Source organism: Nocardia sp. NPDC059764, assembly GCF_042732555.1.
Lineage (GTDB): Bacteria > Actinomycetota > Actinomycetes > Mycobacteriales > Mycobacteriaceae > Nocardia.
Genome location: NZ_JBHWHH010000029.1, coordinates 34,760 through 54,483, shown reverse-complemented (window position 1 = coordinate 54,483; position 19,724 = coordinate 34,760). Strand labels below are relative to the sequence as shown.

Here is a 19,724-nt window from a genome sequence, read left to right as displayed (position 1 = left end):
TTCCCTCCTCCGCTCCTCCAAGGCGCAGGTCTATGGAGCCGTTCGCTCCCCCCGCTCCAAGGCGGAGGTCTATCAAGCCGCAGTCCAGAATCGAGACGGCCGCGAACCTCTGGGTGACCGGGTACAACTGTGCCCGCCCCAGATCCGGGACGGGCACAATTCAGAGGTTCAGCGCGAGCTCAGTGCTCGCCGCCCTTCTTCTCCGCCCGGGCGGGCTCGGGGCGCGGGTTATTCGGGCCGGCGTCGACCGGGGTGTTGACGACGACGGTGCCGGCCTGCTTGAAGTTGAAGGTGAGCGGGTAGGTCAGACCCGGGTTCACGTCCTTGGCGAGGCCGGTGACCTCGACCAGAATCGGCTTGGCGTTCGGGTCCGCGACCTTGTCCGAGGCGGGCTGACCGGCGTTGCGCTCGTGCACGTCGGCCGCCTGGGCGGCGTCCTTGGCGGTCGGCTTGTCGGCGACGACGGCGCTGGACGGCTTGATCTCGATCTTGCCGTCGAGCTTGACCGTGCCCAGGCCCTCGGCGGTGATGCTGACCAGCTCGTCGGTCTTGCTGTCGCTCATGTTCACGGCGGTGAAGGCCAGCACGGCCTTGCCACCCTTGGTGTTGCCGGATTCCTCGCCCTGCGGCAGCAGGAAGCGCACGTCGCGCAGCGCGATGGACCCGACATTGGCGGTGCTGCCGTTGACGGCGGCGACCTGGGTGGCGGTCTGCGAGATCTGACCGGCGCCGCAACCCGACAGCGCGAGCACCGCACCCGCAGCGAGTGCAGCAACTGTCACGGCACGCCGCCGCGACTTCGACGCAGTGGTGGCTTTCAGGGCAGTCACGGTGTCCTCCATGTCGACCGGGCTCACTCCACTATGGAGAGTAGTAGTCAATGAGAGTAGTGCGTCGCTTCCCCCGTGCTACACGCGGGCGGTGTCGTGCGCGCGTCACGCGGTATCGGTTGCGAGCGTCGTGCGATATCGGTTCGAGCGTCGGGTGGTATCGGGCGAGCGCGTCACGGATCACATGGAGCGACCGGGTGGGATGTGTCAGGGGGCCTGACAGAGATTCCGAGACGAGTTCTCGTGAGCGGCATTGCCGTTTATGCGAGGGTGCCCGGTCGCGTATGCGAACTACGCACTCGCATATGCGCGCGAACAGTGCGATGTTCTATCCCCTTATGCCGCAACGGGATGCACACGATTCGTCATCTGTCAACCCCCGCCGCCGCTCCGTTGTGGCCCTGACCTGCGCCGTTGATCGCGCCGTTACCGAGTCGCATGTTAAACTGTGAACATCGAAAGGGGCACGGGACACATGATTTTTAAGGTCGGAGACACCGTCGTTTACCCCCACCACGGAGCGGCGCTGATCGAAGCTATCGAAACCCGCACCATCAAGGGTGTACAAAAGGAGTATCTGGTCCTGAAGGTCGCACAGGGCGACCTGACCGTTCGGGTTCCCGCAGAGAATGCGGAGTATGTCGGCGTCCGCGACGTCGTCGGCCAGGAGGGCTTGGACAAGGTCTTCCAGGTCCTGCGGGCTCCGCACACCGAAGAGCCGACCAACTGGTCCCGCCGCTACAAGGCCAACCTCGAGAAGCTCGCCTCCGGCGATGTGAACAAGGTGGCCGAGGTCGTTCGCGACCTGTGGCGTCGTGAGCAGGACCGCGGCCTGTCCGCCGGCGAGAAGCGGATGCTGGCCAAGGCCCGTCAGATCCTCGTCGGTGAGCTCGCGCTCGCGGAAGGCACTGACGACGTCAAGGCGGAGACCCTGCTCGACGAGGTTCTCGCAGCGGCCTCCTGACCGTGAAAACAACACCCGGCGACGGCGTTCGTGTCGTCGCCCTGGTTCCTGCCGCCGGCATGGGCGTGCGTCTCGGTGAGAACAAGCCGAAGGCCTTCGTCCACGTCGGCGGCAGTCCCATGCTCACTCTCGCGGTCCAGGGGCTGATCGATTCCGGGTCGGTCGACGACGTTGTGGTTATGGTGCCCGCCGAACTCGTCGCACAGACCAGAGCCCTGCTGCCCGACTCCGACGTCCCCGTGCACGTGGTCGCCGGCGGCGCCGAGCGGACCGATTCGGTGCGGGCCGGCCTCGCGGCAGCCCCCGACGCCACCCTGGTGCTGGTGCACGACGCCGCCCGGGCCCTGACTCCCCCGGCCCTGATCACCCGGGTCGTGGACGCGCTACGCGCGGGTGCGCGGGCCGTGGTGCCCGCCCTGCCGGTGGCCGACACCATCAAATCCGTGGACGCCTCGGGCGCGGTGACCGGCACGCCGGACCGCTCCGAGCTGCGCGCCGTCCAGACTCCGCAGGGCTTCGACGCCGAACTGCTGCGCTCCGCCTACGCTGTGGGTACACAGGCGACCGATGACGCGGGGTTGGTGGAGATGCTGGGTGCGACCGTCGAGACGGTGCTCGGCGACGCCCTGGCTTTCAAGATCACTTCGCCCCTCGATCTGGTCCTGGCCAATACCCTGGCCGCCCGCCGTGATTCGCCCGACACCGCAGGCGGGCTGGACACGACACGCGCGGCGGTGATCGCACCGTGACGGATCCGATGAGCCTGCGCACCGGCATCGGCAGCGATGTCCACCCCATCGAACCCGGCCGCCCCTGCTGGATGGCGGGCCTGCTGTTCGAGGGCGACAGCGGCTGCGAGGGCCACTCCGATGGCGATGTCGCCGCCCACGCGCTCTGCGACGCCCTGCTCTCGGCCGCCGGACTCGGCGATGTCGGCGCGGTCTTCGGCACCGGCCGTCCCGAATGGGAGGGCGTGTCCGGCGCGGCCATGCTGAAAGAAGTCCGGCGACTGCTCGACGAGGCCGGATTCTCGATTGTCAATGCGGCTGTACAGGTCATCGGAAACCGGCCCAAAATCGGTCCCCGGCGGGCCGAGGCGCAACAGGTGCTGGGTGAGATCCTGGGTGCGCCGATCTCGGTGTCGGGCACCACGACCGACGGTCTGGGCCTCACCGGCCGCGGCGAGGGCGTGGCCGCGGTGGCCACCGCCCTGCTGTGTTGCCGCGCCTGACGCACCCGTAATCCGCCCATTTCCCAACAGCTAGGATGCTCTGTCGTGACTCTGCGCCTTTTCGACACCGAGACGCGGACCCTGCGTGATTTCACGCCGCTGGTCCCCGGCAAAGCCTCGGTGTACCTGTGCGGCGCGACCGTTCAGGGGGAACCCCACATCGGGCACGTGCGCAGCGGCGTCGCCTTCGACGTGCTGCGACGGTGGCTGGCCGCCAACGGTTTCGACGTGGCCTTCATCCGCAATGTCACCGATATCGACGACAAGATCCTGACCAAGGCCGCCGAGCACGGCCGCCCGTGGTGGGAGTGGGCGGCCACACACGAGCGCGCCTTCGACCAGGCCTACGAGACGCTCGGGGTGCTGCCGCCGTCCGCGGAGCCGCGCGCGACCGGGCACATCACCCAGATGGTCGGGATGATGGAACGGCTCATCGAGCGCGGCCACGCCTATGCCTCCGACGGCAATGTCTATTTCGATGTGCTGAGCTTCCCGGATTACGGAAAGTTGTCCGGGCACAAGCTCGATGACGTGCATCAGGGCGAGAGCGCCGGCACCGGCAAGAAGGATCCGCGCGATTTCACGCTGTGGAAGGCCGCGAAACCCGGTGAGCCGAATTGGCCGTCGCCGTGGGGTCCCGGCCGACCCGGCTGGCATTTGGAATGCTCCGCCATGGCCGAGTTCTATCTCGGTCCGGAATTCGATATTCATTGCGGTGGAATGGATCTGGTTTTCCCGCACCACGAGAACGAGATCGCGCAGTCGCGAGCGGCGGGCGACGGATTCGCGCGCTACTGGCTGCACAACGGCTGGGTGACCATGGGCGGCGAGAAGATGTCCAAGTCGCTGGGCAATGTGCTGTCCATTCCGAATGTGCTGGAACGGGTCGGGGTGCGCGCGGTCGAATTGCGCTACTACCTCGGCAGCGTGGGCTACCGGTCGATGGTCGAATATTCCGATCAGGCGCTGACCGAGGCCGCCGCCGGATACCAGCGCCTCGAGGCGTTCGTGCTGCGGGTCGCCGAGCGCACCGGTGACGTGCCGGTCGGCACCTGGACCCCGGCCTTCGCCGAGGCGCTCGACGACGATCTCGGTGTTCCGCAGGCGCTGGCCGCGATTCACGGCGTGGTGAGCGAGGGCAACAAGGCGCTCGACGCCGGGGACCTCTCTGGCGCGCGCATGCTCGCCGGTCAGGTCCGGGCCATGCTGGGCATTCTCGGCGTGGACCCGCTGGACGCGCACTGGGCCGCGCCCGCCGACAACTCGAACGCCATCGCCGCGCTGGACGTGCTGATCGGCGCGGAACTGGACCGGCGGCAGCAGGCGCGCGCCGACAAGGATTGGGCCACCGCCGACGGGGTCCGCGACCGGCTGCAGGCCGCGGGCGTCGAGGTCACCGACACGCCGCAGGGCGCGGAGTGGGCCTTGTCCAAGGAGAAGAAGTAGCGGTTCCGAGCAGGAGCGGCGGTTCCCGGACGGTGTGGCGGAGCGCACCGAATTCGGGACCGCGGCCCAGCGTGGGGCACAATTCTCAGTGACCCTCCGGCAATGCCAGGCCCGGAGGATGTTCGAGATGGGCGCAGCCGCACGCTGCGCCGACCGGAGGCAGGTTTCCCGCAGGATCGAGAGTGAGCGGGTTCGTCCCGCGCCCGGCTCGAGGCGGGTTCACCGCGTGCTGTGTGCATTAACAGATTCGGAAGGCGAAGTGATGGCAGGCAACTCCCAGCGACGCGGGGCGACCCGGAAGACCGGAAGCAAGAAGGGCGCGGTCGTCGGTTCCGGCGGGCAGCGCCGGCGCGGGCTCGAGGGTAAGGGGGCGACCCCCAAGGCCGAGGACCGCGTCTATCACGTCGCCGCCAAGCGCGCGAAGGCGAAGGCCAAGGCCGAGGCGACGGCCGCCACCACCCGGTCGCGCAATGCCTCGCGGCCGATCGCGGGCCGCAAGGACAACGAGGGTCCCGAGCTGGTGCTCGGCCGGAACCCGGTCGTGGAGTGCCTGCGCGCCGGCGTGCCCGCGACCGCCCTGTACGTCGCCAACGGCACCGAGAACGACGACCGGCTCTCCGAGGCGGTGAAGACGGCCGCCGAGATCGGCATCTCGATCCTGGAGGTGCCGCGCACCGACCTGGACAAGATGAGCCACAACGGCATGCACCAGGGCATGGCGCTGCAGGTGCCGCCGTACAAGTACGCGCATCCCGACGACCTGGTGGACCGGGTGCACAGCTCGGGCGAGCCGGCGCTGATCGTGGCGCTGGACAACATCACCGACCCGCGCAACCTGGGCGCGGTCATCCGGTCCGTGGCGGCGTTCGGCGGGCAGGGCGTGGTCATCCCGCAGCGGCGCAGCGCCAGCGTCACCGCGGTGGCGTGGCGTACGAGCGCCGGCGCGGCGGCGCGGCTTCCGGTCGCGCGGGCCACGAATCTGACTCGCACGCTGAAGGATTGGGCCAACAAGGGCTACCAGATCGTCGGGCTCGACGCGGGCGGGGACACCACCCTCGACGAATTCGACGGCAGCGCACCGACGGTCGTCGTGGTCGGCTCCGAGGGCAAGGGGCTCTCGCGGCTGGTGCGCGAGAATTGCGATTCGATCCTGAGCATTCCGATGGCGGGGCCGGTGGAGTCGCTGAACGCGTCGGTGGCGGCGGGCGTCGTGCTGGCCGAAGTGGCTCGCCAGCGCCGCTCCTGACCCCAAATCGGTCGCTCGACCATCACTGTGGGGCGTCCAGTTCCGCCTCGATAATCAAGTGGCCCAAGCGAACACCGCGCGTCCACCTGCCGCGCGGTGCCTTTCGCCCGTAAACTTTGGCGGTGGTCTTCGATCAGCCGCCCCTCGGGTCCCCCGTCGAGCACGAGCACGCAACCGCCGTCCTGCTACTGGGCGCGCTCAGCGTGTTCTGCTGCGGCGCGCTGGGACCGATCGCGTGGGCCCTCGGCCGCCGCGCGCTCAACGACATCGAGGAGGGCGGGGGCCGCTTCGGCGGCCGGGTGCAGGTCCTGGTCGGCTACGTCCTCGGCGTCATCGGGACGTTCATGATGGTCGTGTTCGGCAGCATCTTCCTGATGATGGTGATCAGCGGACGGGCCTGATCATCAGTCCAGGCCGGGGCGCTGCTCGCCGCCGGTGATGCCGTCCCATGCGGGCCATTCCCCCGCGACGCTGCCGGTCCATTTCGGCGGGCGGCGGTCCTTCAAGGCCGCGACGCCTTCGCCGCCGTCGGCGCTCTTGGCGACATAGTCGTTGAGCTCGGTTTCCAAGCGGCCCACGGTGTCCGGGTCCATGGTGGGGGCCTCCCAGAGCAGGCGCTTGGACAGCGCCACCGGGAGCGGGGCCGAGCCGTGGGCGATGTCGTGGGCCACCTCGAGGGCGGTGGGCAGGACCTCGGCGGCGTGCAGGCAGGAGTTGGCGATGCCGAGCGCGTACGCCTCGTCACCGTCGAAGGTGCGACCGGTGAGCAGCAGGTCGGCGGCACGGGCGCTGCCGATCAGGCGAGGCAGGGTCCAGTGCGCGAAGCCGTCGGCGAGCGCGCCGCGGCGGACCTGGTTGAGGGCGTACACGGCGTCGCGGGCCAGGTAGCGCAGGTCGCACTGCAGCGCGATCTCCAGGCCGATGCCGACGGCGTGCCCGTTCACGGCGGCGATGACCGGTTTTCGGATCCGGAACGGCGCCGGGTCGATGAGGCCGTTGACCTCGCCGACCTTGAGCGACAGATCCGCGCCCGCGCAGAACGCGGGCGCGGTGCCGGTGATGACGACCGCGCCGATGGCGTCATCGTTGTCGCAGCGGCGCAGGGACGCACCGAGTTCCGACGCCATGGCCGGAGTCAGCGCGTTCTGCTGGGCGGGCCGGTTGAGCGTCAGGACCGCGACGCCCCCGGAGACGTCCACAAGCAATTCCGAACTCATGCGGTGCATATTATGCCCTCCGCTCCGCTCCGGGCGGGTTCGCGGCAAGGCGCAGGTCTAGGGAGCCGTGGTCCCGATTCTTCCCTCCTCCGCTTCGCTCCCCCGCTCCAAGCGCGGGGAGGCGGAGCGCAGTCCAGAATCGGGACGGCCGCGAACCTTCGAGTGTTCGCAATATGGGCCGCCATTGATGCTGGCGGGTAGGGCTATCCGCGGAGGATCTGCCGGCCGATGGCGTACTTGTGCACCTCGGTCGGGCCGTCGTAGAGGCGGAAGGCGCGCATGTCGCGGAAGATCATCTCGACCACGGTCTCGTCGGAGATGCCGATGCCGCCGAGCACCTGGACGCAGCGGTCGGTGACCTTGAACAGTTCCTCGGAGACGGAGGACTTCGCGATCGAGGACTCGTGGCGGGCCTTGTGGCCCTGATCCATCAGCCAGCAGGCGTGCCAGATGGTGAGGCGGCACTGGTGCAGCGCGATCTCGTTGTCCGCCAGCATGAACGACACGCCCTGGTGCTCGCCGATCGGCTTGCCGAAGGCGGTGCGGGTCTTGGCGTAGTCGACCGCGATGGCCTGGGCGCGTTCGGCCGCGCCGAGCCAGCGCATGCAGTGGGTGAGGCGGGCCGGGGCCAGCCGCAGCTGGGCGTAGCGCAGCGCCTGGCCGGTCTCGCCGAGCACGGATTCCTTGGGCAGCACCAGGTTTTCGAAGTTCACCACCGCGTGGCCGCCGACGTAGTTGCGGTCCATGGTGTTCATGATCCGCTCGATGACGATGCCCTCGGTGTCGCCGTCGCAGAGGAACAGGGTGGGGCCCTCGGGCAGGTGCGGGTTGGCGGCCAGGCGCGCCATGATGATCCAGGTCTTGGCGCCGTCGGCGCCGGTGATCAGCCATTTGCGGCCGTTGATGGTGAAGTTCTCGCCGTCGAAGACGGCCTCGGTGGCGAGCTGGTTGGGGTCGGAGCCCGCGCCGCCCGGCTCGGTCATGGCGAAGACGGAGCGCTGGTGGCCGTCGATGACCGGCTGCAGGGAGCGTTGCGTCTGTTCCGGATTCGCGATCTTGGACAGCATGAACATATTGCCCTCGTCGGGGGCGGCGCAGTTCATGGCGACCGGGCCGAGGGTGGACCAGCCGGCGGCCTCGTACAGCACGGCCTGTTCGACGTGGGTCAGGCCGCGCCCGCCCAGCTCGACGGGGGCCTGGATGGTGAGCAGCTTCTCGGCGCGGGCCAGCTCCACCATTTCCTGGCGCAGGTCGTCGTTGGGGCCGTGCGCGGTCAGGCGCGGGTCGCGTTCGAAGGGCACGATCTTGTCGATGACGAACCGGCGAACGCGGTCGCGTTCGGCAGCGAGGTCGGCGGGAATCGAGAAGTCGATCATCGTGGTCACCATCCGTCAGGAGTCGCGGTCGAGCCGAGCATACGACGACCACCCCACCCGACTGAAGGCACCCGCCCTCAAACGAGGACGCGGCGCAGGAAATCCTCGACTTCGGCCCGGTAGGCGGCCGGTTGATCGTCGTGCACCAGATGCCCGGCGTCCGGGATGACCACGTGCCGGGCGTCCGGATGCAGCGCGGCCATCTGCCGCATCTGCCCCGGCGGAGTGATGGTGTACTCGCCCTCGATCAGCAGCGCGGGCACGGTCACCGACTTCCACTGCGCCCAGAAGTCGCGGGTGCCCCACTCCTCGGAGATGTCCCGGAAGGTCGGCACCTCGCCGTGCAGGTGGTAGCCGTCGGGCTCACGGCGGAACGAGTCCAGGAAGTAGCGTCCGGCCACCGGCCCGAAGAAATCCAGCACCGCCGCCTCGGTGGCGAACGGGACCGGCCAGGCCTCGACCATGGCCGCCCAGTCCGCCGCGGTGCGGCCCTGGAAGTCGGGGGCCATGTCCTCGACCACCAGCGCCCGGACCCGGTCCGGGTGGGCGGCGGTGAACATCCAGCCGTGCAGGCCGCCCATGGAGTGGCCGATCACCACCATCGGCTCGTCGATGTGCGCGGTCGCTTCCGCGAGATCGGCCACGAAGGCCTCGGTGGTGAGCCGCGGCGGTGCGGGCCGCCCGTGCCCGGCCGCGTCGAACGTGTACACGTGCCCGAATTCCCGCACCCACGGCAGCTGCGCCCGCCAGGTCCGGGCACTGCCCATCAGCCCATGCAGCAGCAGGATCGGAGTCCCGGTGCCGCCTTCGTCATACAACATCGCCCCGAACGATACGTCCGGAGTGCCGGAGTACATTCGCAGGCATGGCAGTCGTCAAGATCAACGCAATCGAGGTCCCCGAGGGCGCCGGCCCCGAACTGGAGAAGCGTTTCGCGCACCGCGCGCACGCGGTCGAGAACTCGCCCGGGTTCCTGGGCTTCCAGCTGCTCCGTCCGGTCGCCGGCGACAACCGCTACTTCGTTGTCACGCAGTGGGATTCGGAGGAGTCCTTCGCGGCGTGGCGGGACGGCCCGGCGCGCGAGGCGCACGCGGGCGAGGCCCGCAAGCCCGTCTCGACCGGCGCGTCGCTGCTGGAGTTCGAGGTCGTCCTGGATGTGGCGGGCAAGAACGCCTGATCAGGCCCGATAGGTGACCTTGTGGAGCAGCCATTCCGCCGGACCGCGGCGGAAGCGGTAGCGCCACAGGGTCGCCGCCAGCAGCGAGCCGAGCGCCAGCAGGGCCAGCAGTGACCAGCCCGGACCGTGGATACCGCCGGGCAGCGACGTCGCGTCCGGATCCGGGACCGGCACCAGCACGCTGACCGCGACCACCTGCAGGATGTAGAGGCTCAGGGCGCAGGAGCCCGCGGCGATCAAGGGCCGCACCGCGATTCCGGTGCGCGGCACCGCCGCCATCAGGACGCCGATCACGAGGAAGGCGACGCCGGTCGCGCCGAACACCTCGAACGGGGTGCCGCTGTGCGGGGTCGCGACGGTCAGCCACCATGGGCTGGTCGTGGACACCACGCCGAATCCGGCCGCGTCGATGACCTGGCCCGGATCGAAGTCGGTGATGCCCGCCGCCGACAGGTTCCGGGTGAGCAGCTCCGCGAGATGCGCACGGCCACCGAGCGAATACTGCGCCAGCCAGGAACCGCCGTAGCCGAGCAGGGTGAGCGCCAGGCCGACACCGATCACCGGTAGCGGACGCAGCGCGCGAATCCCCCAGCGGCCCAGGGCCATTCCGGCGAAGAGGAACGGCATCCAGGTCAGGGCCGGGTAGGTGCCGGTGAGCGTCAGCATCGGGAACGTCTGCCGCACGCCGGACCAGGAGGTCAGCATGCCGAAGTCGGGATGGCCGCCGAAAGCGCTCTGCTCCAGCTGATTTCGGATCGCGTACGACTCGAGCGGTCCCGCGATCGCCCAGATCGCCGCCAGCAGGGCCAGTCCCCGCGCGCTCAGCCACAGCGCGGGCAGCGCCAGCAGGAAGAACAGGCCGTAGTAGGCCAGGATGAGCGCGATTCCGATACCGGAATGCAGTTGCGCCAGTGCCAGACCCAGCAGCGCCACCAGGATCGCCCGGGCGGCGATGCGGACCACAGCGCGGCGACCGGCCGGACCGGTGGCAGGTTGCGCCCCACCGGACATGAGGGCCAGGGACACGCCCGCGAGCACCGCAAACAGGGCCGCCGAACGGCCCTCGAAGACCGTCAGCCAGCCCGCGCCGGGACTCTCCCGCGGCGGTCCGACGTGGACCGCGAACATGCCGAGCACCGCGATCCCGCGGGCGGCGTCCAGCGCCAGCACCCGCGGCAGCGGATCGGCCGCATTCGATTCCTGTGCCGCGTCGACCGCGACCGGTGACTCCATCACCACTGCTCACCTCCAGATTTCGACCGGCAGTGAGGGCGAGGCTAATGGTGCGGCAGCGTGCATTTCGAGCCGATTGCCCGATTCCGGGCGAACTCTGACCGAAAGAACTAGTCCCGGCCGACCAGAGTGTCAGCCGGGACTGCGCGCATGCGCCTCGAGGACTACGCCTCGAAGGTGGCGTCCAGTTCGATGGTGTCGACGCCGGTCAGCGCCTTGGACACCGGGCAGCCCGCCTTGGCGGCCTCGGCGGCGGCCAGGAACCCGGCCTCGTCGATGCCGGAGGCCTTGCCGACCAGGGTCAGCTTGATCTTGGAGATGCGGAAGCCGCCGGCCGGGTCCGGGCCCAGGGTGACGTCGGCGGTGATGTCGAGGCTCTGCACGGTGCCGCCCGCATTGCCGATCTGGCCGGACAGGGCCATGGCGTAGCAGGAGGAGTGCGCGGCCGCGATGAGCTCTTCGGGGCTGGTGGTGCCGTCGGCCGCGTCGGCGGCGCGCTTGGGGAACGAGACGTCGTACTTGCCGACGCCCGAGCTGACCAGCTCGACCTGACCGGAACCGTCCTGCAGACCACCGGACCAGCTGGTACGCGCGGAACGTGTAGCCATCGTTACGTCCTTTCGTATGGGGGAACTCGAGTCCCGCTCGAACCTACCCGGTGGCGGCGGCGCTGTGGTCCCAGTGTTCGAGGATGCGCGGCCAGGACTGCCGATGCCGGTCCCGGGCGGGCTCGTCGGGGAATCCGGCGTGGGTGAGCAGCAGGGCGGTGCCCGCGCCGTGTGCCGAGAGTTCCACCGTGAGTACGGTTTCCGCGCCCGCCGTGCCGTCGGTGATCCAGGTGAGTTCCACCAGATTGTTCGGGACCAGGCGCAGGAAGCGCCCGTAGTGCGGGTGGCCGCCGCCCGCGGTGAAGTAGAACGGCTCGTTCACCTCGGGCCGCATGCGCACCGAACCCGGGTCCGCGAACCAGGTTCCGAACTGTCTGGTGGCCATGCGGTAGAGCTCGGCCGGGGAGGCGGCCATGATGCGTTCGGCGACCAGCGAGAACGGTCGCGCGGCGAGGTCGGGTGGCCGCGGGGGCGCAGCGTTCATGGGCGGCGACGATACCGCCCCGAACCGCGCTCACCCGGGATTGGTGACCCGGGCGAGGACGATGCCGCCGATGATCATGGACAGCGCCAGCATCCGGCCCGCACTGAGCGGGTCCTTCTGCACCAGCACGCCCAGCGCGATCGCGCCCACCGCCCCGATGCCGGTGAAGATCGCGTACGCGGTGCCCACCGGCAGCGACTGCATGGCGTAGGACAGCAGGTACACCGCGACCGCCGCGAGCAGGAAGCACACCAGGGTCGGGAGCGGCTTGGTGAAATTCTGGGTCGGTTTGATGGACTGCGACCAGGCGATCTCCACCAGACCGGCCAAACCCAGGACGAGCCAGTTCATGTCAGTACTCCTTACCGAGCGCGCGGACCGCGTCGAGGGCGGCCGCGTAGGAGGCGTCGTGCTTGTCGCGCAGATGGGCCAGCGCCGGATCGTGGCGGGCGTTCACCAGTTCGGCATTGACGAAAACCGTGTCCTCGACGGCGAAGTGGCCGGCGAAGAAGTCGCGCAGGTAGCGCTCCTGGTAGTCGTAGATCGCCTTCGGCGCGCCCGGGGAGTACGCGCCGCCGCGCGCGGTCACGACCACGAATCGGGTGGGGGCCAGCGACATTCGCGGGAAGGTGATCTGGTCCAGCCAGGCCTTGAGGCTCGCCGGGATCGAGTAGTTGTACATCGGCGTGCCGATCAGCACGACATCGGCGGCGCGAACCTCGGCGAGCAGGGGTTCGACGATCTCCCAGGCCCGCTGCCGCGCGGGTGAGTCCACCAGGTCGGCCAGGCGGTCCAGGTCGGTGCTGCCGTGCGCGAGGACGCGGTCGCACAGTTCGGTCCAGCCCTCGCCGATGAACGGGATGGGGTCGGCGGCCAGGTCGCGGTGGACGTAGGCGCCGTCGGGGTGTTCGGCCCGCCAGGCGTCGGCGAAGGTCGCGCCGAGCAGACGGCTGACGGAGTTGCGGCGGGCGCTGGCGTCGAGGTGCAGCAGGGCGGTCATGAGCGGGTCTCCCATCAAGTGGACATTCTGTCCGTTTACTTCTCCGACGGTAGACCTTAACCGGACATGTTGTCCACTTATTCCTCGACGGCTACAGTGAGCTGCATGAACACCCCCGGCCTACCGCTCATAGACGACCAGGCCGCGCCCGTCGAACGCGCCGACGCGGCCCGCAACCGGGCCAAGGTGCTGGCCGCCGCCGCGCGACTGTTCGCCGACCGCGACCCGCGCACGGTCACCATGGACGACATCGCCAAGGCCGCCGGGGTCGGCCGCGGGACGCTGTACCGGCGCTACCCGGACGTGGGCTCGATCGCGGTGGCCCTGCTCGACGACCACGAGAAGGCGCTCCAGGAACAGCTCCTGCGCGGGGAACCGCCGCTCGGGCCGGGCGCGCCGCCCGCCGAACGGCTCGCCGCGTTCTATGCCGCGATGCTCGAATTGCTCGACACCCACGCCAATTTGGTGCTCGGCGCGGAGACCGGGGGCGCGCGCTTCCGCACCGGGGCCTACCAGTTCTGGGCGGTGCACGTCCGGACGCTGCTCGTCGAAGCCGGTGTGGCCGAACCGAATGCGCTGGTGGACGCACTCCTCGCGCCGCTCGCCGCCGAGGTGTACCGGCAGCAGCGCGACCGCGGGCTCAGCACCGATCGGATCGCCGCCGGACTCGCGCGGATCGCGCACGGCGTACTGGACTCGCCCCGGCCGTGACACGGCGCCGCGACCGCCCACCGATTGGATGGACGGTCGCAGTACACGGTATCCGCTTGCGCCTCAAGCCATGTCGCGACGACGGACCAGCCAGATCGTGCCGCCCGCGAACAGCATGACGTAGACGGCCAGGACGATCAGGGACTCGCCGCGCGAGAGCACGCTCAGTACGCCCGGCGTCGCCGGGCCGCTCACCGTGCGCATCGAGCCCGCGAGCGAACCGGCGGCCGTACCGGGCAGGTGATCGGTCACCACCTGGATCGGCGAGAAGATCGCGCCCACACCACGGAGCAGATTCTCCACCACCAGCACCCACACCAGACCCAGGCCGACCGCCAGGGCGGGCCCCCGGGCCGCGGTCCCGACCGAGGCGCCCGCCAGCGTCCACATGCTCAGGATCGCCGCGCCCGAACCGATTCCGAGCAGTATCCGGCCCACGGACGGCAGCGCCAGGGACTGCCCCTGACTGCCCGCGATGAGCATCGCCACCCCGGTGTCGACCGCGAAGGCGACCAGCACCAGCGCGACCACCGTCAGCACCAGGCTCAGCACCACCGCGCCGATCACGTTCGCCCGCGAAGGGCCCTGGGTGAGCGTGGTTTTCCAGCTGCCCCAGCCGTACCCGCTGCCTGTCGCCAGCGCGCCCAGCACCAGCAGCAGCGCGCCCCCGAACAGCGCCATGCCCTGCGTGAACACCTCCGGTACCGCGGCGGGCAGCATCTGCTGCAGGAGCACATCGCGGGGCAGCCCATTGGACATGCGCGTACTGCTGCCGGTCGTGTAGGCGAGGTAGTTGAACAGGTAGGCGAAGGTGAGGTTCAGCAGGATCCAGGTGCCGAGCACGATCCAGAACGCGGGCCACTTGCGCAGCCGTAGCAGTTCGGCCCGGAGACTGGCCACCAGAGCCGGGAACGCACCGTGGTTGTCGAGTGTGCCGCGGTCTGTCATTTCGCTGTCTCCGTCATCTCGAAAAACACTTCCTCCAGGGACTTTTCGTCGCTGCGCAGTTCGAGCAGGTCCGCGTCCGCCTCGACGACCGCGCGCGCCACCGCCGGTGCGGCGGCGGCTCCGGCGTCCACCCGGATCCCGGCGGCGGTGAGCAGCGCGGACCGCTCCCCCGCCACCGCGCGCACCGCCGGGAACGCCAGGTCCAGGGGTTCGGCCCGGACCAGCAGCGAGGCGGTGCCGCGCAGGTCCCGCACCGTCGATTCGGTGAGCAGGCGGCCGTCGGAAATGACGCCGACGCGATCGCAGATCTCCTGCACTTCACTGAGCAGGTGACTGGACAGCACGACGGTGTGCCCGTCGGCGGCGAGTCCGGTGATGAGTTCCCGCATGTCGGCCATGCCCGCGGGATCCAGGCCATTGGTGGGTTCGTCGAGAATCAGCAGGTCGGGGTGGCCGAGCAGGGCGGCCGCGACGCCGAGTCGCTGTTTCATGCCGAGCGAGTAGGTGCGGAATCTGTCCTTGCCGCGGGCGGAGAGGTCCACCCGGGCCAGAGCGTCGCCGACCGCGTCGTCGCCGACACCCCGATAGCGGGCCAGGACGCGCAGGTTGTCACGGCCCGAGAGATAGGGGTAGAAGCCGGGGCCCTCGATGAGAACGCCCATGCGGCGCAAGGCATCCGGGTCGCCGGGCGCGCGGCCGAGCACGGTCGCGGCGCCCGAGTCCGGGCGGATGAGACCGGCCAGCATGCGCAGCGTGGTGGTCTTGCCCGCGCCGTTGGGGCCCAGGAAGCCGTAGATCTCGCCGCGCCGCACGCTCATGCTGACCGCGTCCACGGCGGTGTCGGGGCCGTAGCGCTTGGTCAGCCGGTCGGTAACGGCGATCGCTTCGTTCATGGCTTCCACGATCCGATTCCGAGGACGGAAAGTAATCCGTCCCGGCGCGTGATCGGGTGTACGTATCGAGACGTATTCGAGGGCCGTATCCGGACGTATTTCGGTGCGACACGGTGCCGCTGCCCGATGACGGCGCTACGGTGCTGCTATGGACACACGCGGGGGAAGGCTGGGTCGGCGCGACGTGCTCCCGGCTCTGGCGGTGGGGGCGATACAGCTCGGCGCGGGCACGCTGGCCAATCACCATCAGAACGTGCCGCGCGCCCTCGACATGCTCGGATACGTGCTGCTCGCGGTGGGTCCGGTGCTGCTTCCGCTGCGGCGGCGGTACCCGCTGGGGGTGTTCTACGGGACGATGGCCGTCACCGTCGCGTACCTACTGTTCGGTTATGGATACGGGCCGATCTTCGTCTCGCTCGTCGTCGCCTTCCTGACCGCCGCGGTCCGCGGATCCCGTTGGTACACCTACCCGTTCGTCGCCGTCGGGTACCTGCTCATGGTGTGGCCGGTCCTTGGGTGGTGCGGGTACCGGACCAGCGTCTGGCAGGAATTCGGTTTGCTCGCTTGGCTTTTCCTGCTGGCGGCCGCCGCCGAGGGACTGCGGCAGCGACGCGTCGCCCTGATCGCCCGACAGCAGCGCGCCGAGGCCGCGGCACGCGAGGAACAAGCCGAACGGCAGCGCGCCCGCGCCCAGCACGCCCTGGAATCGGCCGAGCGGGAACAGCGGGTCACCGAGGAGCGCCTGGCGATCGCGCGCGAACTGCACGACGTGCTGGCGCACAGCCTGTCGCTGATCAATGTGCAGTCCTCGGTCGCGCTGGAGTTGTTCGAGCGCAAGCCCGAACAGGCCGCGACCGCGCTGGCCGCCATCAAGACCGCCAGCAAGGACGCGCTCGGCGAGGTCAACGCGCTGCTGCGGTCCATTCGCGGCGGCACCGCCACCGTCGCCGCCCCCACCACGCCCACCATCGGCATCACCGACCTCGACAAACTCACCGGACCGGCCCGCGCCGCCGGACTCGAGGTGCACACCATGGTCACCGGCGGACCGCGCCGGCTGCCCGCCGTGGTCGACGTGGCCGCCGCCCGCATCGTGCAGGAGTCGCTCACCAATGTGGTGCGGCACGCGCCCGGTGCGAGCGTGCTCGTCACCGTGCACTACGCGGCCGAACGACTGCAGCTCACCATCGACAACACCCGGCCCACCCGGCAGCCCGCACCTCAGTCGCCGTCCGGCGGGCACGGCATCACCGGCATGACCGAACGCGCCCACGCGCTGGGCGGGCAACTGTCCGCCGAACCCAAGGCCGACGGCGGCTTCCGGGTCAGGGCACGCCTGCCCACCCACCTGGCTCACCCCGAACCGGCTGCGTAACCTGGGAATTCGAGGAGGACCGATGCCGATCCGAGTGGTGATCGCCGACGACCAGGCACTGGTGCGCGCGGGCTTCGTCGCGCTGCTCGGCGCCCAGGACGATATCGAGGTGGTGGGCGAGGCCGACCACGGGGGCCAGGCCGTCGACCTGGCCCGGGCGCTGGTCCCCGACATCGTGCTCATGGACATCCGCATGCCGGTCCTGGACGGACTGGCCGCCACCCGCGCCATCGCCGCCGACCCGGCCCTCGCCGCGGTGAAGGTCATCGTGCTCACCACCTTCGACCTCGACGAATACGTCTTCGAGGCGATGCGTGCCGGGGCCACCGGCTTCCTGGTCAAACACACCGAACCCGCCGACTTGGTCAAGGCCGTCCGGGTGGTCGCGGGCGGCGACGCCCTGCTCTCCCCCAGCGTCACCAAACGCCTGGTCGAGGAATTCGCCACCCACGCCAAACCCACCCCCGCCGCCGCCTTCTCCGAACTCACCGACCGCGAACGCGAGGTCATGACGCTCGTCGCCGAGGGCCTCACCAACGCCGAGATCGCCGAACGCCTCTACCTCAGCCCCGCCACCGCCCGCACCCACGTCAGCCGCATCCTGGTCAAACTCGGCGCCCGCGACCGCACCCAACTCGTGGTGCTGGCCTACGAATCCGGCCTGGTCCGGCCCGGCTGGCAGTGATCAGAAGGTGCTCCAGTACTCCCCCACCGTGAAGCTCTGCACCACACCGCGTTTCATCTGCGGATCATCGGTGATCGTCACCATCTGACGAGACAGGTCCAGCTTCATGCCGTCCGCGGCGAGGAACTGCTGACTGTTGGCGGTGAAGGTGAAGAACTTGGCCTCGAACGGCTGCGCCCGCAACTGCGGGACATCGGCGCGCAGCACCCGCGGACCGCCGGGCTCCTCGCACACCGCCAAGCGCTGCGTGGTCCCGAGCAGCGCGCCGATCAGCAGGACCGGGCGTTCACCATCTCCGCAGCGCGCGAAGGAATCCCGCCAGCCCTGCGCGTCCGCGGCGGGCGGCAGGGCGCCGGAGGTGGCGGGGATCGACGGCGTCGCCGCGGCGGTCGTCGTCCCCGCCGGCGGCGTGGAGGTCGCCGGTGACGCGGCATCGCTCCCCGAGCAGGCCGCCGCGGACGCCAGGAGCGCGAGCCCGGTCAACACCGGAAAACAGGAACGAACCGCGAACATCGGGGCAGGGTAGCAAGCACGCGAACCTCCCCGAATCGGTCGCCGATTAGGTCGCCGCCGGGTACGCGCCCGGACGTAGTCGAGAAGCCGACGCGAAGCGGATTCCCCGCCAATCGAATCCGAGCATGCTCGACGACATGAGCATGAACTTCGGCATTGTCATCGCGCCCCGGTCGGGGGCCACGTGGATCGAGGCGGTTCAGACCGCCGAGCGGCAGGGTTACGGCACCGTGCTGCTGCCCGACACGCTCTACACCGCCTCACCTTTCCCGGCGCTGGCCGCCGCGGCCGCCGTCACCACCACCCTGCGGCTGCGGCCCAATGTGCTGGCCGCGCCGATGCGGTCGGCGGCCGCCACCGTGCGCGAAACGGCTGCGCTGCAATTGCTTTCCGACGGTCGGTTCGAGCTCGGGCTCGGGACCGGACGGCCCGATGCGGCGGCCGAGGCCGAAAAGCTCGGTGTCGCTTTCGGTTCCGCGGCGCAGCGGCGGGCGCAGCTGGTGGAGGTCGCGCGGGCGGTACGGGCGGAGGTGACGCCCGCACCGCCCATCGTCATCGCGGCCTCCGGGGCGCGGATGCTGGCCACCTGCGCGGAGATCGCGGACCGGGTTCATCTGGCCGTCGCGCCGACCGCCGGTGAACAGGACCTGGCCGACATCGTGGCCCGGGTCCGGGATCTCACCGACCGGCCGATCGCGTTCAGCCTGCAACTGGTGGCGATCGGCGACGCGCTGCCGCCGTTCATGAGCAAGTTCATGGGCGTCACCCTCGAGCAGCTGCGCGAGGCGAACGCGGCCGCCCTGCTGCCGGCCGACCCGGTCGCGGCGGCCGAACTGCTCGAGCATCGTCGCGAGAAGCTCGGCATCGACGAAATCCTGGTCCCCGGCGACCTTTCCGAGGCGTTCGCGCCGGTGCTGACCCGCTTCCGCTGACCTGTCAGCGCACCGGCTCGCCCAAGCCCTGCCGAATAGCCTGTTCCACAGGGGAATACGCGCCGTCCCGCCGATCCAGGTCGCACGGCTCCCGCAGCAACAGCGGCGGCTGGGCCATGAACTTCGGGCGGCCGGTGCGATTGGGCTGGGCCGCGTGGATGAGGAAGGGGTGACACAGGAATACGTCACCCGCCTTGCCGGTGGCCGCGGCCTCGGGCAGATCGGCGCAGTCGGTGTAGAACTCGTGCAGATCGAACATCGTGGTGCCCGCCTCGCCGAACGGACGCAGGACCGGCGCGAGGCGCCGATGCGAGCCGACCCGAATCCGGGTGGGAGCGTCGTCGGGGCCGACATCGGAGAAGAGGAACAGCATGAGCAGGGCACGGCCCGTGGAGTAGACGTTCACCCGCCAGCTCAGGTAGTCGTCGCGGTCGGCGTCGCCCGGGAAACTGACATCGACGTGCCAGCCGGCATCGCCGGGCGATTCCGGACTCGGGAAGCGAATCGGCCAGCTGCCCAGGCTCTTCCGCGGCAGCCAGCGGCCCGGGCCCACCAGCTGGTCGAAGGCCTCCAGCAGAGCGGGAGCGGTGACCGCGCGCTGGAAGGGCTCCTCAGCGTGATCCCAGAGCCGGATGACCGGCTCGGTCCAGGTGGCGGGATCGTCCGGATCGCATCCGGTCTCCCGCCAGAGGATTTCGCGGCCCGCCGCGGCGGTCGCCGCGGAGAAGACCCCGTCGACCTTCACGAAGCCATCGGTGACGAAAGCGGCGATCTGAGCGTCGGTGAGCATTGCTCGAGCATCCGGGACACCCGGGTCGTTCCGCCACCGAATTTCGAACCCCCGCATGCGGGAAG

Annotated in this window: 24 protein-coding genes; 11 read left to right on the top strand and 13 right to left on the bottom strand. The window is 69.8% G+C overall.

Features of this window, described 5'->3' with window-relative positions:
* Positions 1 to 179: 179 nt before the first annotated feature.
* A complete protein-coding gene (locus tag ACFV4K_RS09050; protein ID WP_379273337.1) occupies positions 180 to 830 on the bottom strand; it encodes a hypothetical protein in 651 nt (216 codons plus the stop codon).
* A gap of 475 nt (positions 831 to 1,305) precedes the next feature.
* Between ACFV4K_RS09050 and carD the strand changes: the two genes are divergently transcribed.
* The 6 genes from carD (at position 1,306) to ACFV4K_RS09020 (ending at position 6,118) form a co-directional block, all read left to right on the top strand.
* Positions 1,306 to 1,794: an RNA polymerase-binding transcription factor CarD gene (carD, locus tag ACFV4K_RS09045; RefSeq protein WP_025346809.1), complete on the top strand. Its 489-nt coding sequence runs from the start codon at positions 1,306 to 1,308 to the stop codon at positions 1,792 to 1,794.
* 2 nt (positions 1,795 to 1,796) lie between these two features.
* Complete coding sequence (gene ispD, locus ACFV4K_RS09040) at positions 1,797 to 2,543, top strand: 2-C-methyl-D-erythritol 4-phosphate cytidylyltransferase (protein ID WP_379273335.1); 747 nt, start codon at positions 1,797 to 1,799, stop codon at positions 2,541 to 2,543.
* A 14-nt stretch (positions 2,544 to 2,557) separates the two neighbouring features.
* Positions 2,558 to 3,025 (top strand): 2-C-methyl-D-erythritol 2,4-cyclodiphosphate synthase, encoded by a 468-nt coding sequence (gene ispF, locus ACFV4K_RS09035; RefSeq protein ID WP_379106264.1) that lies wholly within the window; start codon positions 2,558 to 2,560, stop codon positions 3,023 to 3,025.
* A 45-nt stretch (positions 3,026 to 3,070) separates the two neighbouring features.
* The gene (gene cysS, locus ACFV4K_RS09030; RefSeq protein ID WP_379273333.1) at positions 3,071 to 4,471 is read left to right on the top strand and encodes a cysteine--tRNA ligase; all 1,401 of its coding nucleotides are present in this window, start codon (positions 3,071 to 3,073) and stop codon (positions 4,469 to 4,471) included.
* Between the two features lie 262 nt (positions 4,472 to 4,733).
* Positions 4,734 to 5,717 carry a 23S rRNA (guanosine(2251)-2'-O)-methyltransferase RlmB gene (gene rlmB / locus ACFV4K_RS09025; protein ID WP_379273331.1) on the top strand — a complete coding sequence of 328 codons (984 nt, stop codon included), beginning with the start codon at positions 4,734 to 4,736 and terminating at the stop codon, positions 5,715 to 5,717.
* Positions 5,718 to 5,839: 122 nt separating this feature from the next.
* The gene (locus tag ACFV4K_RS09020) at positions 5,840 to 6,118 is read left to right on the top strand and encodes a DUF4190 domain-containing protein (protein ID WP_357087423.1); all 279 of its coding nucleotides are present in this window, start codon (positions 5,840 to 5,842) and stop codon (positions 6,116 to 6,118) included.
* Positions 6,119 to 6,121: 3 nt separating this feature from the next.
* Here the strand turns inward: ACFV4K_RS09020 and ACFV4K_RS09015 are convergent, their stop codons facing one another.
* The 3 genes from ACFV4K_RS09015 to ACFV4K_RS09005 form a co-directional block, all read right to left on the bottom strand.
* A complete protein-coding gene (locus ACFV4K_RS09015; protein WP_379273329.1) occupies positions 6,122 to 6,934 on the bottom strand; it encodes an enoyl-CoA hydratase/isomerase family protein in 813 nt (270 codons plus the stop codon).
* Between the two features lie 203 nt (positions 6,935 to 7,137).
* Positions 7,138 to 8,310 carry an acyl-CoA dehydrogenase family protein gene (locus tag ACFV4K_RS09010; protein ID WP_379273328.1) on the bottom strand — a complete coding sequence of 391 codons (1,173 nt, stop codon included), beginning with the start codon at positions 8,308 to 8,310 and terminating at the stop codon, positions 7,138 to 7,140.
* Positions 8,311 to 8,387: 77 nt separating this feature from the next.
* Complete coding sequence (locus ACFV4K_RS09005) at positions 8,388 to 9,131, bottom strand: alpha/beta fold hydrolase (RefSeq protein WP_379273326.1); 744 nt, start codon at positions 9,129 to 9,131, stop codon at positions 8,388 to 8,390.
* A gap of 44 nt (positions 9,132 to 9,175) precedes the next feature.
* Here ACFV4K_RS09005 and mhuD point away from each other — a divergent pair, with 44 nt between their 5' ends.
* Positions 9,176 to 9,487, top strand: coding sequence for a mycobilin-forming heme oxygenase MhuD (gene mhuD / locus ACFV4K_RS09000; RefSeq protein WP_357087432.1), 312 nt, complete (start codon positions 9,176 to 9,178; stop codon positions 9,485 to 9,487).
* On the opposite strand, the gene ACFV4K_RS08995 is transcribed toward mhuD, so the two are convergent.
* The 5 genes from ACFV4K_RS08995 to ACFV4K_RS08975 all read right to left on the bottom strand — a co-directional run bounded on the left by ACFV4K_RS08995 (position 9,488) and on the right by ACFV4K_RS08975 (position 12,812).
* Positions 9,488 to 10,720 (bottom strand): DUF418 domain-containing protein, encoded by a 1,233-nt coding sequence (locus ACFV4K_RS08995; protein WP_379273342.1) that lies wholly within the window; start codon positions 10,718 to 10,720, stop codon positions 9,488 to 9,490.
* A gap of 164 nt (positions 10,721 to 10,884) precedes the next feature.
* The gene (locus tag ACFV4K_RS08990) at positions 10,885 to 11,328 is read right to left on the bottom strand and encodes an OsmC family peroxiredoxin (RefSeq protein ID WP_379273324.1); all 444 of its coding nucleotides are present in this window, start codon (positions 11,326 to 11,328) and stop codon (positions 10,885 to 10,887) included.
* 43 nt (positions 11,329 to 11,371) lie between these two features.
* Positions 11,372 to 11,812, bottom strand: a complete 441-nt coding sequence (locus ACFV4K_RS08985; RefSeq protein ID WP_379273322.1) for an SRPBCC domain-containing protein — start codon at positions 11,810 to 11,812, stop codon at positions 11,372 to 11,374.
* A 30-nt stretch (positions 11,813 to 11,842) separates the two neighbouring features.
* Complete coding sequence (locus ACFV4K_RS08980; RefSeq protein ID WP_379273320.1) at positions 11,843 to 12,163, bottom strand: DMT family transporter; 321 nt, start codon at positions 12,161 to 12,163, stop codon at positions 11,843 to 11,845.
* Position 12,164: 1 nt separating this feature from the next.
* Positions 12,165 to 12,812 carry an FMN-dependent NADH-azoreductase gene (locus ACFV4K_RS08975; protein ID WP_379273318.1) on the bottom strand — a complete coding sequence of 216 codons (648 nt, stop codon included), beginning with the start codon at positions 12,810 to 12,812 and terminating at the stop codon, positions 12,165 to 12,167.
* Positions 12,813 to 12,917: 105 nt separating this feature from the next.
* On the opposite strand from ACFV4K_RS08975, the gene ACFV4K_RS08970 reads away from it, so the two are divergent.
* The gene (locus ACFV4K_RS08970; protein ID WP_379273317.1) at positions 12,918 to 13,523 is read left to right on the top strand and encodes a TetR/AcrR family transcriptional regulator; all 606 of its coding nucleotides are present in this window, start codon (positions 12,918 to 12,920) and stop codon (positions 13,521 to 13,523) included.
* Between the two features lie 63 nt (positions 13,524 to 13,586).
* Here ACFV4K_RS08970 and ACFV4K_RS08965 read toward each other — a convergent pair whose 3' ends face one another.
* Positions 13,587 to 14,471, bottom strand: coding sequence for an ABC transporter permease (locus ACFV4K_RS08965; RefSeq protein WP_379273315.1), 885 nt, complete (start codon positions 14,469 to 14,471; stop codon positions 13,587 to 13,589).
* The gene (locus ACFV4K_RS08960; RefSeq protein ID WP_379273313.1) at positions 14,468 to 15,364 is read right to left on the bottom strand and encodes an ABC transporter ATP-binding protein; all 897 of its coding nucleotides are present in this window, start codon (positions 15,362 to 15,364) and stop codon (positions 14,468 to 14,470) included. The genes ACFV4K_RS08965 and ACFV4K_RS08960 overlap by 4 nt, the downstream gene beginning before the upstream one ends.
* A gap of 148 nt (positions 15,365 to 15,512) precedes the next feature.
* Between ACFV4K_RS08960 and ACFV4K_RS08955 the strand changes: the two genes are divergently transcribed.
* Together ACFV4K_RS08955 and ACFV4K_RS08950 are read left to right on the top strand one after the other, a co-directional pair.
* On the top strand, positions 15,513 to 16,739 hold the full coding sequence (locus ACFV4K_RS08955; protein WP_379273311.1) for a sensor histidine kinase: 1,227 nt from the start codon (positions 15,513 to 15,515) through the stop codon (positions 16,737 to 16,739).
* A 22-nt stretch (positions 16,740 to 16,761) separates the two neighbouring features.
* Positions 16,762 to 17,424 (top strand): response regulator, encoded by a 663-nt coding sequence (locus ACFV4K_RS08950; protein ID WP_379273309.1) that lies wholly within the window; start codon positions 16,762 to 16,764, stop codon positions 17,422 to 17,424.
* Here the strand turns inward: ACFV4K_RS08950 and ACFV4K_RS08945 are convergent, their stop codons facing one another.
* The gene (locus ACFV4K_RS08945) at positions 17,425 to 17,937 is read right to left on the bottom strand and encodes a hypothetical protein (protein ID WP_379273307.1); all 513 of its coding nucleotides are present in this window, start codon (positions 17,935 to 17,937) and stop codon (positions 17,425 to 17,427) included. It abuts the gene before it with no gap.
* A 125-nt stretch (positions 17,938 to 18,062) separates the two neighbouring features.
* Here ACFV4K_RS08945 and ACFV4K_RS08940 point away from each other — a divergent pair, with 125 nt between their 5' ends.
* Positions 18,063 to 18,869 carry an LLM class flavin-dependent oxidoreductase gene (locus tag ACFV4K_RS08940; protein ID WP_379273305.1) on the top strand — a complete coding sequence of 269 codons (807 nt, stop codon included), beginning with the start codon at positions 18,063 to 18,065 and terminating at the stop codon, positions 18,867 to 18,869.
* Between the two features lie 4 nt (positions 18,870 to 18,873).
* On the opposite strand, the gene ACFV4K_RS08935 is transcribed toward ACFV4K_RS08940, so the two are convergent.
* Positions 18,874 to 19,659 carry a phytanoyl-CoA dioxygenase family protein gene (locus ACFV4K_RS08935; RefSeq protein WP_379273303.1) on the bottom strand — a complete coding sequence of 262 codons (786 nt, stop codon included), beginning with the start codon at positions 19,657 to 19,659 and terminating at the stop codon, positions 18,874 to 18,876.
* Positions 19,660 to 19,724 lie beyond the last annotated feature (65 nt).

Coding starts and splice junctions, on each gene's coding strand:
- ACFV4K_RS09010 (WP_379273328.1), bottom strand. CDS start 8,310: ATGATCGACTTCTCGATTCCCGCCGACCTCGCTGCCGAACGCGACCGC.
- ACFV4K_RS08985 (WP_379273322.1), bottom strand. CDS start 11,812: ATGAACGCTGCGCCCCCGCGGCCACCCGACCTCGCCGCGCGACCGTTC.
- carD (WP_025346809.1), top strand. CDS start 1,306: ATGATTTTTAAGGTCGGAGACACCGTCGTTTACCCCCACCACGGAGCG.
- ACFV4K_RS08980 (WP_379273320.1), bottom strand. CDS start 12,163: ATGAACTGGCTCGTCCTGGGTTTGGCCGGTCTGGTGGAGATCGCCTGG.
- ACFV4K_RS08950 (WP_379273309.1), top strand. CDS start 16,762: ATGCCGATCCGAGTGGTGATCGCCGACGACCAGGCACTGGTGCGCGCG.
- ACFV4K_RS08935 (WP_379273303.1), bottom strand. CDS start 19,659: ATGCTCACCGACGCTCAGATCGCCGCTTTCGTCACCGATGGCTTCGTG.
- ACFV4K_RS08960 (WP_379273313.1), bottom strand. CDS start 15,364: ATGAACGAAGCGATCGCCGTTACCGACCGGCTGACCAAGCGCTACGGC.
- ACFV4K_RS09015 (WP_379273329.1), bottom strand. CDS start 6,934: ATGAGTTCGGAATTGCTTGTGGACGTCTCCGGGGGCGTCGCGGTCCTG.
- ACFV4K_RS08945 (WP_379273307.1), bottom strand. CDS start 17,937: ATGTTCGCGGTTCGTTCCTGTTTTCCGGTGTTGACCGGGCTCGCGCTC.
- ACFV4K_RS08940 (WP_379273305.1), top strand. CDS start 18,063: ATGCTCGACGACATGAGCATGAACTTCGGCATTGTCATCGCGCCCCGG.
- ACFV4K_RS08965 (WP_379273315.1), bottom strand. CDS start 14,471: ATGACAGACCGCGGCACACTCGACAACCACGGTGCGTTCCCGGCTCTG.
- ACFV4K_RS08975 (WP_379273318.1), bottom strand. CDS start 12,812: ATGACCGCCCTGCTGCACCTCGACGCCAGCGCCCGCCGCAACTCCGTC.
- ACFV4K_RS08995 (WP_379273342.1), bottom strand. CDS start 10,720: ATGGAGTCACCGGTCGCGGTCGACGCGGCACAGGAATCGAATGCGGCC.
- ACFV4K_RS08990 (WP_379273324.1), bottom strand. CDS start 11,328: ATGGCTACACGTTCCGCGCGTACCAGCTGGTCCGGTGGTCTGCAGGAC.
- ACFV4K_RS08955 (WP_379273311.1), top strand. CDS start 15,513: ATGGACACACGCGGGGGAAGGCTGGGTCGGCGCGACGTGCTCCCGGCT.
- ACFV4K_RS08970 (WP_379273317.1), top strand. CDS start 12,918: ATGAACACCCCCGGCCTACCGCTCATAGACGACCAGGCCGCGCCCGTC.
- mhuD (WP_357087432.1), top strand. CDS start 9,176: ATGGCAGTCGTCAAGATCAACGCAATCGAGGTCCCCGAGGGCGCCGGC.
- ACFV4K_RS09005 (WP_379273326.1), bottom strand. CDS start 9,131: ATGTTGTATGACGAAGGCGGCACCGGGACTCCGATCCTGCTGCTGCAT.
- rlmB (WP_379273331.1), top strand. CDS start 4,734: ATGGCAGGCAACTCCCAGCGACGCGGGGCGACCCGGAAGACCGGAAGC.